Source organism: Myxococcus sp. AM011, assembly GCF_013372595.1.
Lineage (GTDB): Bacteria > Myxococcota > Myxococcia > Myxococcales > Myxococcaceae > Myxococcus > Myxococcus eversor.
Genome location: NZ_JABXEM010000124.1, coordinates 1 through 13,613 on the forward strand (window position 1 = coordinate 1; position 13,613 = coordinate 13,613).

Here is a 13,613-nt window from a genome sequence, read left to right on the forward strand (position 1 = left end):
GCTCCGGGCGGGTGCCGCCGCCCATTCGGAGGGGGAGCGGCGGGCAGCGGGCCCGTCCTCGCGGGACGCCCCACGACGGGCGGGAGCCTCGCTCCGGGAGGAGGAGGCGCGGCGGGTCGACGAAGGCCCGTCCTCGCGGGCAGCCCCGGCCCCACGACGGGCGGGAGCCTCGCTCCGGGAGGAGGAGGCGCGGCGGGTCGACGAAGGCTCCTCCTCGCGAGCGGCCCCGGCTCCACGGCGGGCGGGGGCCTCGCTCCGGGAGGAGGACGCACGGCGGCTGGAGGGGAACTCGGTCCTGGGGGAGCGGGCTCGCTCCTCGTCGCGAGTCTGGGGGCGGCGTGAAGGCGTGGCGCCAGGTCGGTCCGAGTCGCGAACGGGAGGACCGCGGCGGCTGGACGGCGCGCCCTCGGCCTGACCCTCCTCGATGATGCGCGCGGTGCGCTCGCGCTGGGCGCGAATGTCGTCGGCGGTCTCCTCGGTGTAGGCGAAGTGGAACAGTCGCTTGACGACGAGGGTGGCGTACGCGCCCGGCGGCAGCGTGAAGGCGACGTTGACCTTGATGTCCCCGCGGTTGATCTCATCCGGCTGGGTGCGGCCGATGACGAGCTTGTGCGGGAAGGAGAGGATGGGGCGCTCCTCGTGCTTGAAGTAGAGCATGCGCCCGGCCTCGGGGATGCGCAGGTCCTCGAGCGTCAGCTTCTCGCGGCCCAGCACCCAGCGGACGGCCTCCTCCACCTTGGGGTCGGTGAAAGTGGTGTCGGGGGCGAGCAGCGGGAAGGTGGCGTCGCGCAGCTTGCGCAGCGTGTCCGCGTCCGCGTCGCGGTGGAACAGGAGCGTGCCGGCCTGGTAGCGCATGGGGAACAGCGACTCGCGCGGCAGGAGCAACTGGAGGTAGCGCCGCACGCCCTCGTTCCAGAGGAAGCTCTGGAAGGTGAACAGCTGCATCGCCCGGTAGTCCGAGTCGATCTGCAGGAACGCCTTCATGAAGTCCTTGGGGTGGTCCCTCAAGGAGCGCAGCACGCGGTGGTACTTCCGGGAGCCCTCGAAGGGGACGCGCGCGTCCCACTGGCCCCAGTTGTCGCGCCAGAAGGCCTTCACCTTGGCGTCCTCGGTGAAATCCAGCTCCGAGGGCTTGGCCAGGAAGTTGTGCAGCGCGGCTTCGAAGTCGCCCCGGATGAGGTCCTTGGCGATGAAGCCCTGGCCGTGCTTGAGCGAGCCGAAGCGCTGGCTGTCGAAGTAGTTGACGACGCCCAGGCGGTTGACCTCGGCGGCGGCCGAGTTGAGGGGGCCCACGGACTCCGGGCCGAGCGCCCGCACCGTGACGGAGAAGCGGTTGGAGGTGATGTTGGCCGAGGACAGGGCCTTGTTCGTCCGGCCCAGGAACTTCAGGCGCAGGTCGGGCTCCTGCATGTCCACGTCAGCGCCGTCCACGGCGATGATCTGCTCGGTGCGGCCCTGCTTGTCCTTCAGGCCGCAATAACTGATGGCGCCCGGCTTCAGGCCGAATGCATCCCGCAGGCGGGTGACGGCGTCGAACGTGGACAGCTTCTGCTTGTCCATCAGGTAGACGCGGAAACGCCCTCCATCGACTTCGTCGAAGCGGTATGATTCCTTGACGCTGAAGTCTTCGGGCTTCTGTTTGATTCTCACGGGCCCCCCTTACCAGTGTAGGCCTCGGGAGAGAAGCGGGGCGGAGGGGCGGTTGGGGGGTGGACCCCTCGGGTGACGCGCCGTCCCAGGAAATGGACGCTGACCAGCCGTGCAGCCCTTCGAAGGCCCTTCGGGACGGACAGCTGCACCAGACGTTCCCTGGGAGGGAGAGGCAATGGTAGTGTCCGCGCCGGTGAGGATTCGCGCGTGAGCCAGGTTCCCGCCCCATTCGCTCCTAAATCCGGGCAGCTTCGCGGCCCCCGGCTGACCGGGCGGTTCGCGGACGGCACTCTGGGGGAGTTTCCCCTGGGGCCGCTGACGTCACTCGGCCGCCATCCGTCCAACACGTTGCGCCTGGTGGACCGGGAGGTCTCCAAGGAGCACGCGACGATTGAGCGGCTGGGCAAGGACTTCGTCCTGAAGGACCTCGGGTCCTCGAACGGGACGTTCGTCAACGGCAAGCGGGTGAAGGAGTTGAAGCTGAAGGACGGGGACGAGATAGCCCTCGGCTCCTCCCGGCTCATCTTCCACAGCGGCGAGCCGGCGGTGAACCACACCGCGCCCACCGCGCCCGGCGTGACGGTGGTGGCCCAGTCGGTGTCCATGCCCGCCTTCCTGGCGCAGATGGACCAGGTGCCGCAGAACTTCCGTCCGGTGGAGCTGATGACGGACGTGGAGGCGCTGCGCCGCGACTACGAGAAGCTGCGCATCGCCCACGAGTTCCACCGGCAGGTGGGTCTGCAGGGCAGCCAGACGGCCCTCTTCGAGCAGATCCTCAAGGTGGCCTTCCAACTGCTCGCCGCGGACCACGGCGTCATCCTGAAGGTCGCCGGGGACGGGGAGTTCATCCCGGCGGCGGTGCACCACCGCACCGGCAAGCCCGTCAACGTCATGCTCTCCGACACCGTGTTGAAGCGGGTGGTGGAGACGGGCAAGGCGGTGCTGACGGCGGACGCCATCATCGACGAGCGCTTCTCCGCGGCGGAGAGCATCGTCGCGCAGGGCATCCGCTCCGCCATGGCGGTGCCGCTGATGGTGAACGCGAAGATCAAGGCGGTGCTCTTCCTGGACAGCCGGCAGCAGATCAACGCCTTCTCGGAGAAGGACCTGAACATCCTCTCCGGCATCGCCTCGCAGGCGAGCATCGCGCTGGAGAACGTGTCGCTGGGCGAGCAGATCCGCGCGGAGGCGGTGACGCGCGCGGAGCTGAGCCGCTTCCTGTCCAAGGCGGTGGCGGACGCGGTGATCTCCGGCGAGACGGAGGACTTGAGGCAGAGCCGGCTGGCGGAGGTGAGCTGCCTGTTCGCGGACATCCGCGGCTTCACCACCATCTCCGAGAACGAGTCGCCGCAGGAAGTGGTGTCGATGCTGAACAGCTTCTTCTCGGCGATGGCGGACGTGGTGTTCCGCTACGAGGGGAACCTGGACAAGTTCATCGGCGACTGTGTGATGGCGGTGTGGGGTCCGCCGCTCTCGCACCCGGACGACGCGGCGCGGGCGCTGCGGGCGGCGCTGGAGATGCAGGACGCGGTGGAGGAGATCAACCGTCAGCGCGTCGCGATGGGCAAGAAGCCCATCGAGGTGGGCATCGGCATCAACACGGGCCAGGCGGTTGTCGGCTACATGGGCAGCGCGGAGCGGCATGAGTTCACGGCCATCGGGGACACGGTGAACACGGCTTCTCGGCTGTGCGGCATGGCGAAGAGCGGCGAGGTGCTCGCGTCGGAGTCGACGGTCCGCAGGTCGGGGCCGGGCTTCGACGTGGAGGAGCTGCCGGCGATGCAGGTGAAGGGCAAGGAGAAGGCCGTTCCCACGTATCGCGTCCACGGCGTGGAACACACGACCGCTGCTTCCCCGCGCCGCGCATGACGACGACCCAGGAGTGCCCCAACTGCGGGATTCAGCACGACACCCGGGTCTATGTCACGGGCCAGAAGGTGACGTGCCGTTGTGGCATCCGCTTCGAGGTGCGGCGTCAGGACGCGAACGGCGCTCGCGCGGCGTCCCACATCACGTTTGCCCCGCACCGCGCACAGGGCGCTCCCGAGAACACCCGCGACACCGTGGTGCCGGGGCTGGGCGCGGACGAGCGCGCCCCCAAGAGCACGACGAGCTACGCGAACGGCGGGGCGCTCCGGGATGCCTCGCTGCTGGAGGAGCGTGAGCCCCCGCGTGACGAGCCCGGCTCGGTCCACGGGCGCGTGACGATGGTGGGCGGCGCCGCGGAGCCCCGGGGGCCGCGGTCGAGCGGAATCGAAGTGCTGGGCGTGAATTTCGGCGCGGCGCAGCCGTCGAGCACCGGCGCTTCCCCCAGTGACATGGCGCTGCCCGGGGTCCCACTTCCGAGCGTGGACGTGGCCCCCTCCTTCAACAACGCCAACCTCAATAACGCCAACATCGGGCCGAGCGGTGTGGCGCTGCCGTCCTCCACACCAGACCTGGAGGTCCCCGTGGGTGCAACGGTGGTTCGGTCATCGACGCCAACGGGACGTGGCAATCCGGACTCGGACTTGAACGTCCACGAGGTCGACACCTTCGTGGCGGCGGCGCGGGTGTCGCTGCCGGGGTTCGAGCTGCTGGAGCTGCTCGGTCGCGGCGGCATGGGCGAGGTGTGGCTCGCGCGGCAGACGTCGCTGGGTCGCACGGTGGCGGTGAAGCTGTTGCCGCCGAAGCTGGCGAAGGACCCGGAGTTCGTGGCCCGGTTCGAGAAGGAGGCCACCGCGCTGGCCGCCCTCAACCACCCGAACATCGTGCAGATCATCGACCGGGGTGTCGCGGGCGAGCACTACTACTTCGTCATGGAGTTCGTGGAGGGGCGCTCGCTGCGAGAGGCCATCTCCACGGGCACGCTGTCGCCGCAGCAGAGCCTGAAGCTGATGCTCCAGGTGGCACGCGCCGTCGAGTGCGCGCACGACAAGGACATCATCCACCGCGACCTCAAGCCGGAGAACATCCTGCTGGACGGGCGGGGCAACGTGAAGGTGGCGGACTTCGGGCTGGCGGGCTTCCGTCAGTCGGAGTCCCGGTTGCAGCTCACCGCGACGGCGGTGGCCATGGGCACGCTGAACTACATGGCCCCGGAGCAGCGGCGCGACGCGAAGAACGTGGACGGGCGCGCCGACCTGTTCTCGCTCGGCGTGGTGCTCTACGAGCTGCTCACCGGAGAGGTGCCCCTGGGGCGCTTCAAGCTGCCGTCCCAGCGCGTGTCGGGGTTGGACCCGCGCGTGGACCTGGTGGTGGAGCGCCTGCTGGAGACGGACCCGGAGTCCCGCTACGAGAAGGCGGGGGAGTTGTGCGCGGCGCTGGACACGATGATCTCCTCCTCGTCCGCGCCGGGCCTGATGACGGGCCTCCAGCCGGCACGGCAACTGGTGACGGCACGCGCCCCGACGACGAGCCAGATCACCCGCCGCCTGCGTCTGGGCTGGCGCCGGGTGCGCAGCGGGCTGTCCATCGTCGGTGGACTCGCGGTGCTCGGCTTCGCGGCACGCTGGGCGGTGGACCCGGTGCTCCACCGGGGCGATGAGCGCGACAGGCCCGGGCAGGGCACGAAGGCGCGCACGCCCACCCGGCCGTTTCCGCCGAACACGTACGGTGAGACCTTCACCACGGCGAACGTAGTGGTGCCGCCGAAGCCCGGCGGGGAGGCCCGGTTCGGAGTCTCGTTCGAGGGCGAGGGCACCGAGGAGCTCAACCTCCACAGCGGTCGGTGGGTGATTGAGCACGGTGAGCTCCGGGCGTGGCAGGGCGGCCAGGATGCCTCGGGGCGGCGGCTGGTGCCGCGCGCGTACGTGGCGCACCGCTACTTCGCGGCCGACGACTTCGATGCGCAGGTGATGATGGATGTCCGGCCGCTGGGGGATGAGTACCCGGAGGAGCTGGATGCCCAGCACTACGGGGAGCTGTCCTTCCGCATCAAGGACCTCCAGGTGTCGGCCTTCGCCATTCCGGGCGTGGGGATGCGCCTGGCGTGGCGCTACTTCACCGAGGATGGCCACGAGGTGGTGGGCAACAGCGCGCAGGACACGGATGGGCTCGTCGAGGACGAGATGCCGCTGCCCGCGACGGGGCCCTACCTGGTGCGGCTGAAGTTGAGCCCGAAGGCGGAGGGCGTCGTGCTCGCGGAGGGCTTCCTCGGCAAGCAGCGCTTCGCCCGGAAGCTGCTGCCGGGCCTGAAGAACCGCGTCGGCAAGGTGGCCGTCGGGTGCCGCAACCTGGCCTGTACGTTCGATGACCTGGCGGTCCGGGGTCAGCTGAAGGAACGTCCGCCCCGGCAGGCGTCCGTGGGCCAGGAGCAGTAGTCCTCCTCCGGGCCCGGCTCGTCGGGCCCTCGCGTCAGTCTCCTGTTTCCGACACTTCTCGGGCATTCCCCCGGAGCGGGCCGCGTCGGGCCACTGTTCCCTGGGGGAGGTTGTCCTGGAGGGGACAGGCCATTGCCCCGGGCGACCTTGCGCGGGCTTCACGGGCGTCCCACTTTCTTCCGGTGTTCGGGGCCCTGGGGGCTCCATTCGAGCTGCCGGGGGACGGGATGGAATTCTGGCGCGTCGTGTTGGCGCCCATCTATGTGGCGTTCCTGGCGGCGCTCGTGGTGGCGGCGTTCACCTTTGGACGGCGAGGCTCGCGGGCCAACGTCCCGAGACTTCCGCTGCTCTGGTTCGGGCTGCTGGCCCTGGGGGCGCTCGCGCTCGTCTCGGCCGAGTCCGTGGGCAAGTCCCTGGGGCTCGCGTTGCTGGTGGTCGCGGCGCTGCTCGCGGTGCGGGGTACCCGGGTGCGCTCGGGCGCGGACCTGCTGCGAGGCACGGTGCCCAAGTCATTGGACGAGGCCGTGGCCGCGCTGCGCTCCGGTGAGTCGCCGGGTTGGGGTGTGTACCAGGGCACGCTCGATGCCGAGGAGGTGCTCACGTCCCCGGGCGGTGTTCCCTGCACCTTCTTCGAAGCCGAGCTTCGCGAGGTGGCGGCGGACGGCCGGAAGGGCGCGCTGCTGTCGCGAGAGCGGGCCTACTCGCCCACGCTGATGTTGCGAGGCGCGCGCGTCAGGGCTCGCGTGAAGTTTTCTCCCGCGTCGTTGATGGCGCCGGTGCGGCCTCGTCGCTGCCGGACGGTGTCGTTGATGTCGCCGCCCTCCTGGCTCGAGGAGGTCCCCGTGGGTCCAGAGGGGAGCGAGCTGTCGGGCGCGGGGGAGCTGGTTGACGAACCCCGGACGCTCTCCTGGGAGCGGGTGGGCAGCGCGGGCGACACCTGCTTCGTGGTGGGCGAGCTGCGGCGCGGCGCGAGTGAAGGCACCTACGAGCTGCGCGGCCGGCACGGTGGCGCGTCGATGGTGGTGCTGGGTACGGATGCGGACGTCACACGAGGCACGCTGGCGCGCCTGGCGTGGAAGCACTTCGCGGCGGCCGGAGCGATGTCCATGGCCGCCGCGTTGATGCTGTCGCGTTCGATGTGATCGAGCGCGCTACGGCGTGGGCGTGGACGGGCCCCATGCCGTGGAGAGCACGAGCTGCTCCTGGCTGTCCGCGAGCCGCACGGTGAAGGTCCGCTCGATTCCGCCCAGGCCCCGAGCCGTGCCCTTCGCCAGCTCCGCCAGCACCGCGCCGGCCGTGCGCAGGTGGAAGCCCGTGTTCCAGAGGCCTTCCAAGTCACCGTGCACGGTGCGCAGCTCCTCGCCGCTGCGGCGCTCCTCGATGGAACGGCGCAGACGCACCAGGCCGTCCACGAAGCGGCGGCACTTGGCCAGCGTGTTGCGGTTCTTGTCCGTGACTTCGGCGAAGCTGAAGTTGCCGCCGGGCGGCTGCCACGTCTTCTCGCGCAGCAGCAGGCCCGAGGCGAGCTGCTTCACCGTGGAGTCCTTCTCGATGAACCACGCGGCGATCTGCGCGGCGCGGGTGGGGGACAGGTCTCCGGAGAGGAAGCTGCCCTTGTTCATCACCTCGGTGAGGTACGACTCCCAGATGGGCGCGTAGACGAGCTTGCGGAACTCCGGTGTCACGCGCGCCGTCTGCTCGCTCCACGGCATGGCGCGAGCGAGCGCCCGTGAGAAGAGCTTGAGGTCGAACGTCTGGAGCCGGGGCACCAGCTCGCGCAGCATCTCGTCGGAGATCTTGAGTTCGACCTGCGTCTGGACGTCCGTCTTGCCCAGGTGCGCGTCGAGCTTCGCCGTGACGCTGGCCGCGTCATTGGCATCCAGCACGCCCCAGACGACGGCGTCGTCCACCGCGGCTTGAAGCTCCTGCTTCGTCAGCTTCTTCTTCTGCCCCCACAGCAGCATGTGCAGGCCGTAGCGGAAGTCCGACGCGGCCGGGGCCGGTGCGAAGGACTCCATGTCCGCCCGGAAGTCCACCGCCCATCGGTTGCGGTGGCCCATCAGCGCGTCCTCGTAGGCGCGCTGTCCGAGGAACGCCTGCCGCCGCGCGCCCTGCGTGTTCTCCTGCGACACCCAGGTCTGCTTGAGCGAGCCGCGTGCCTTGAACACCTCGAAGGTGCCCAGGCTCAGCGAGAAGCCGACGGTCTGCTGGAGCGTGAAGGACGCGGTGTTGAGGTAGTTCTTCAGGGTGAACCTGCCCGCGTTCTCCGGCGCGCGCAGCCACGACATCAAATCCACCAGGTTGCCGAGCACCAACTGGCCGTGGAAGTTCAGCGCGGTGGCCTCGTCCAGTTCGACCTCCAGCAGCGTGGAGGACTCGGAGATGCGCAGGTATTCGTACTGGAAGGCGGCGCCGATGCGCGCCTTCACCACCTTCTCCAGCGCGGCCTCCACCTTCTGCTTCAGCTCCTCCCACTCCTGCTTCAGGTGGTCCAGGTTGACGAGCTCCGGGTCCAACCCCAGCCGCTCCAGCACCGAGCGCAGCAGTGCGAGCTGGTCCGGAGTCAGCACCTTCTGGATGGCCTTGTCGATGAGCTCCTCGACCTTCGCCTCGGCCTGTCCGGCGAGCGCGGAGAGCACTTCCTTGAGCCGGGCCTGCACGGCCTCGGGGTCTGCGAAGGCGACCTGGATGCCCAGGCCCGCGCCCTGCGAGGCCTCGTGGGACTTCGCCTTCCGCACCGCGAGTTGGAGGCGCCCGGGGCTCGGACGAGAGAAGCTCAGTTGGTAGTCGTCGGTGAGCGAGACGCGCGCGCGCACCAGCGCGACGATGGACGTCTTCAGCTCGATGAGCTCGCTGCTGCGGACGAAGGACAGGTCCCCCAGGTTGGTGGTGAAGAGGTCCGCCCAGCCCAGGTCCAACCCCGTCTCCAGCATGCCGCGCACGCGCCATGACAGCGCGTCACCCGTCCCCAGCTTCGTCAGGTCCGTCGAGTTCACCAGCAGGCGCGGCGACGCGAGGTCCTCCTTGGCGGCCTCGCGCATGTTGCGAGCGAGCGGATGCGCGCGGTAATCGCTCAGCGAGGCGGACAGCTCCGTCTTCCCGTTGGCGGAGACGAAGGAGTAGCGGCCGGAGGCCCCCGCCTTGACGAGGCCCGTGGCCTGGTAGCGCATCCACCCCTTGTCGCCGCCCAGGATGAGCTGGGGCCGAGCCGAGTCCGATGGCGGGGCATTCGCTGCGGCGGCCTCACCGACGATACCGTTCTCGTCCACGTCGCCGGGGGAGTTGAAGTTGCGGACGGTGGCCTCGGCGCTGGCCTCGAAGGAGAGCGCGAAGTCGCCCAGGTTCAGCTTGGGCGGGAGGATGCCCTCACGCGTGAGGCCCTCTTGCGCCAGCGTCACCCGGATGTCCTGGTCCTGGAGCTTCACGTCCGGAATCTTCTCGGCCAGCTCCGCCGGCAGATTCGCCAGCGTCTCAATCACCTTCATGTGAATCCCCCTCGGCCTGCATGGAAGTGCCGACCCAGCATGCTCCAGGTTATCCCGGGAGGCACGTGTTGTCGGCTTCGAGGTGGAGTCCCCGGCTGGCCGCCTGGGCGAGCGGGTGTGAGCGCGCGGCGCGGGAGGTCACACCTCGTCGCCGAGGCCGTATTCCTTGAGCTTCCGGGCGAGCGTATTGCGGCCAATCTCCAGCACCTTCGCCGCGGCGGTGCGGTTGCCCTTCACCGAGTCCAGGACGCGGAGGATGTGGAGGCGCTCCACCTCCGACAGTGGCAGGAGGGAGGCTTCGGCGGAGGAGGACGGGCTGGCCATGGTGCGAGCGGGGTCCGCCATCGACTGGGGCGCCGCGCCCGTGGGAGGCAGTCGGTCCATGTCCGGCAGGGGCAGGTGCTCCTCGAGGATTTCGCCCTCGCACAGCACCACCGCGCTCTCGATGCAGTTCTCCAACTCGCGCACGTTGCCGGGCCAGCGGTAGCGCTTGAGGCGCTCCAGCGCGAGCGGACTGAGTCGGGGCGCGGGCAGCCGGTGACGACGCGCGACGGTGGCGACGAAGTGACGGGCCAGGCGCTCGATGTCCTCCGCGCCGCGCTCGCGCAGCGGGGGCAGGACGACCTCGACGACCTTGATGCGGTAGTAGAGGTCCTCGCGGAAGCGGCCCTCCGCCACCATGCGCGCCAAATCTCGATGCGTGGCCGCGACGATGCGCACGTCCACCTTGATGGCCTGGGTGCCGCCCACGCGCTCGAACTCGCGGTCCTGGATGACGCGCAGGAGCTTGCCCTGCACGGGCAGGGGCAACTCGCCAATCTCGTCGATGAAGACGGTGCCGTTGTCCGCCGCCTCGAACTTGCCGGGCATGCGGTGGTCCGCGCCGGTGTAGGCGCCGCGCTCGTGGCCGAACAGCTCGTTCTCGATGAGCGTGGCGGGCAGCGCGGCGCAGTCCACCTTGATGAAGGGCTTGTCGCGGCGGGGCCCGTTGACATGCACCGCGCGGGCGAAGAGCTCCTTGCCGCTGCCGCTCTCTCCGCGCAGCAGCACCGTGGCGTCGGTGGGCGCGGCCTTGCGCACCAGCCGGTAGATGGCCTGGAGCTGCGGGGACTCGCCGATGATGCGGTTGAAGAAGTAGCCGACGGGCGCCTGGGGCTGGTCCTTCGCGCGCTGCAGCTCCTGGTACAGGCTGGTGCTCTGCAGGGCGGTGCTCACCTGCGAGGCAATCGCGTCGAGCCGCTCCGTGTCCTCCGGGGTGAAGCGATCTCCTCCGCGGCGGTTGAGCACCTGGAGCACGCCGTACAGCGCGCCGTCCGCGTCGCGCAGGGGCACCGCGAGCAGGCTCGTGGTGCGGTAGCCCGTCATCCGGTCGATGTCCGCGAAGAAGCGCTGCTCTCCGCGCGGGTCCGGGACGTTGATGGGGTGGCCTTCCTGGGCCACGGTGCCCGCCACGCCTTGGCCCAGCTTCACGCGAATCTGCGACACCTCTGGCAGGTGCGCGGCGCGGCTGAACAGCTCCCGGCGCGCCGGGTCCAACAGCCACAGCGTCCCCCGGTCCGCCTGCATGGTGGCGGCGATGCGGTCCATCAACGTCTGGAGGAACGCATCCAGGTCCACCTCCCTCCCGACGAGCGCCCCGAAGGGGAGGAGGACCTGGGTGATGTCCGCGGCAGGGGGCATGGTGGGCAGGGGCGGGAGGATGAAGGCCGACGCGTCACCATAGCATTCGAGTGCCATCGTCCGGCCCACCTCTCAGGCCGCTCGGCCCAACACCAGTCGCTGGCCCTCGCGCGCCGGCTCGCACACGGGGAAGAGGGTGCGCGCCTGCTCGGCCATGTCCTCCAGCGTCTCGTCCGTGTGCGCCGGGTCATGGTGGAACAGGCACAGCCGCCGCGCGCCCACCGTCTTCGCCACGTCCGCCGCGTCCATCATCGTCGAGTGGCCCCAGCCCTTCTTGGGGATTCCCTTGCGGCCGTCGTACTCCTCGGGCGTGTACTGCGCGTCGAGGCACAGCACGTCCGCGCCCTCGAACCAGCGCGCGACTTCCGGCGTCAGGTCCTTGCGGCACAGCTCCACGTCCGTGGCGTAGATGAACGAATGCCCATCCGCCTCCACCCGGTACGCCAGGCACCCCTGGGGGTGCGGCACGTCGATGGGCGTCACCTTGAAGGGCCCGACCTCCACCGTCTTGCCGTGAATCGCGGACAGGAAGTCCATCCGCGAGCGCATGATGCTCAGCGGCACCGGGAAGTGCGGCGGCTGCATCTGCGCCGCGAGCTCCGACTGGAGCGCCTGCGCGCCATTCGCGCCGGGGCCGTACATCGTCAGCTCCGTGGTGGGCAGGTACGCGGGCGTGAAGAAGGGGAAGCCCTGCACGTGGTCCCAATGCAGGTGCGAGAAGAACATCGCGACCTTGTGCGGCGGGCCCTCGCGCATCATCACCTCACCCAGCGCCCGGATGCCCGTGCCCGCGTCGAGGATCAACCGGTGACCCTGGCTCGTCACCTCGACGCACGCCGTGTTGCCGCCGATGCGTGAACCCGAGACCGCGATGCTCCCTCGAACGCCGTAGAACCGGATATCCATGACGACCTCCTGAAATTTGGAGGGCCTCCGTGAGGACGCCCTGATGCCCCCGTGCTTGAGCACGTGGGATGCCATGTCCAAGTGGCTGGAATTATTGACGGGAGGTCTGACATTGCGGGGCACTGCACCATTCTGGAGCGCCCCTGGATGGTGCGGCCGTACCATTCCGGAGCGTCCGGAATTATCGGGAGTTCCGATTAACGAATGGGGTGGATCGAGGCCCTCCTGCCGCGGTGGCGGGGTCCTCCGAGGGCTCCGGGGCCGGTCGCCCGCGTGGGAGATCCGGTATAGGACGGAGCCATGGCGTTGATTGCGTTCTGCACCATCAAGGGCGGCGTGGGGAAGACGACGCTCTGCGCGCACGTGGCCTCCGCGATGGCGGACATGGGCAAGCGCGTGCTGCTGCTGGACCTGGATCCGCAGGCACACGCGTCGCTCGTGCTGGGGCTGGAGAGTCGCGAGGGGCCGTGTGTCGCGGAGGCCCTGGGCGCGCGGCCCAAGTACCGGTTGGACCAGGTGGTGGTGGCGTCACCGAAGCGGCCCACGCTCTTCATCGCTCCGGCCGCGCCGCGCATGGCGGCGATGGAGCGCGAGCTGTTCCAGTGGGGACACAGGCTCCAGGCGATTCCTCGCGCGCTGAAGACGCTGAGCTGGACGCCGGACGTCATCATCGCGGACACGCCGCCGAGCCTCGGCGCGTACACGGAGGCGGTGCTGGGCTTCTCCGACCTCGTCGTGGCGCCGGTGCCCACGGGGGCCTTCGCGCTCCAGGGTCTGGGGGAAATCGAGGCCGCGTGGCGCGACGTTCGCGAGCAGCAGGGCGGCGAACTGGTGGCGGTGGTGAACCTGTGGGACCGGCGCACCACGGCGACCAACGAGGCGATGGAGGAGGCACTGAAGGACTCGACGGTGCCGGTGCTGCGCGCGCGGATTCCGCGCTCGGAGTCCATCAATCAAGCGGGGCTGGGCTACGAGGTGGTCTTCGACACGAGCCCCGCGGCGCCCGGTGTCGAGGAGCTGCGGGCCCTGGCACAGGAGCTGGCGAAGCGCGTGGGCCTGCGCTGACCCTGGCGTGGGCACCCGCCCCGGGAGCACGGGACGGGCGCCTTCGCTCGAATCAACTCAGAGGTGGTAGTGGCCCGCGGCCTCGGGCTGGTAGGGCACGGCGACGATGCGCAGTCGCTTGGTGCGCCCGCTCGGCAGCGGCCAGGCGATGGACTGCCCCACGGACAGGCCGATGAGGGCGCTGCCGATGGGGGCCAGCACGGAGATGCGGCCCTCGTCGCTCTTCGCGTCCCTCGGGTAGACGAGCGTCACCTGACGCTGCTCGCCGGTCTGCTCGTCCTCGAACAGCACGGTGCTGTTCATCGTCACGACGCTGGGGGGAACCGTCTCCGAGGCCACCACCTGGGCCCGGGACAGCTCCGAATCAAGCATCTCCGCGAGCTCGGCCGTGCGGCCCCCTCCATGGTGGTCGATGACCTGGCGCAGGCGCTCCAGGTCGGTCTCAGTCACGATGAGGGACTGCTCGCTGGTCATGTCGATGGCTCCGTGAAAATAGAGAACGAGAATAGGGTCAACACGTCGGCAA

General features: G+C 69.6%; 9 protein-coding genes. 4 read left to right on the top strand and 5 right to left on the bottom strand.

What is annotated here, in order from left to right:
- On the bottom strand, positions 1-1,650 hold a 1,650-nt coding region (gene truD / locus HUW62_RS24730; protein WP_176435799.1), incomplete at its 3' end, for a tRNA pseudouridine(13) synthase TruD.
- A 207-nt stretch (positions 1,651-1,857) separates the two neighbouring features.
- Between truD and HUW62_RS24735 the strand changes: the two genes are divergently transcribed.
- From HUW62_RS24735 to HUW62_RS24745, 3 genes are all read left to right on the top strand, one after another.
- Positions 1,858-3,519: an adenylate/guanylate cyclase domain-containing protein gene (locus HUW62_RS24735; RefSeq protein ID WP_176435800.1), complete on the top strand. Its 1,662-nt coding sequence runs from the start codon at positions 1,858-1,860 to the stop codon at positions 3,517-3,519.
- Positions 3,516-5,951: a serine/threonine-protein kinase gene (locus HUW62_RS24740; RefSeq protein WP_176435801.1), complete on the top strand. Its 2,436-nt coding sequence runs from the start codon at positions 3,516-3,518 to the stop codon at positions 5,949-5,951. The genes HUW62_RS24735 and HUW62_RS24740 overlap by 4 nt, the downstream gene beginning before the upstream one ends.
- A gap of 227 nt (positions 5,952-6,178) precedes the next feature.
- On the top strand, positions 6,179-7,093 hold the full coding sequence (locus HUW62_RS24745) for a hypothetical protein (RefSeq protein ID WP_176435802.1): 915 nt from the start codon (positions 6,179-6,181) through the stop codon (positions 7,091-7,093).
- Between the two features lie 9 nt (positions 7,094-7,102).
- Here HUW62_RS24745 and HUW62_RS24750 read toward each other — a convergent pair whose 3' ends face one another.
- The 3 genes from HUW62_RS24750 to HUW62_RS24760 all read right to left on the bottom strand — a co-directional run bounded on the left by HUW62_RS24750 (position 7,103) and on the right by HUW62_RS24760 (position 12,022).
- Positions 7,103-9,436 carry a hypothetical protein gene (locus tag HUW62_RS24750; RefSeq protein ID WP_176435803.1) on the bottom strand — a complete coding sequence of 778 codons (2,334 nt, stop codon included), beginning with the start codon at positions 9,434-9,436 and terminating at the stop codon, positions 7,103-7,105.
- A 138-nt stretch (positions 9,437-9,574) separates the two neighbouring features.
- The gene (locus HUW62_RS24755; protein ID WP_163867140.1) at positions 9,575-11,173 is read right to left on the bottom strand and encodes a sigma 54-interacting transcriptional regulator; all 1,599 of its coding nucleotides are present in this window, start codon (positions 11,171-11,173) and stop codon (positions 9,575-9,577) included.
- 15 nt (positions 11,174-11,188) lie between these two features.
- Positions 11,189-12,022, bottom strand: a complete 834-nt coding sequence (locus HUW62_RS24760) for an MBL fold metallo-hydrolase (protein ID WP_163867141.1) — start codon at positions 12,020-12,022, stop codon at positions 11,189-11,191.
- A 300-nt stretch (positions 12,023-12,322) separates the two neighbouring features.
- Between HUW62_RS24760 and HUW62_RS24765 the strand changes: the two genes are divergently transcribed.
- A complete protein-coding gene (locus tag HUW62_RS24765) occupies positions 12,323-13,087 on the top strand; it encodes a ParA family protein (protein ID WP_176435804.1) in 765 nt (254 codons plus the stop codon).
- 57 nt (positions 13,088-13,144) lie between these two features.
- Here the strand turns inward: HUW62_RS24765 and rnk are convergent, their stop codons facing one another.
- Positions 13,145-13,561, bottom strand: coding sequence for a nucleoside diphosphate kinase regulator (gene rnk / locus HUW62_RS24770; RefSeq protein WP_163867142.1), 417 nt, complete (start codon positions 13,559-13,561; stop codon positions 13,145-13,147).
- Positions 13,562-13,613: the final 52 nt, after the last annotated feature.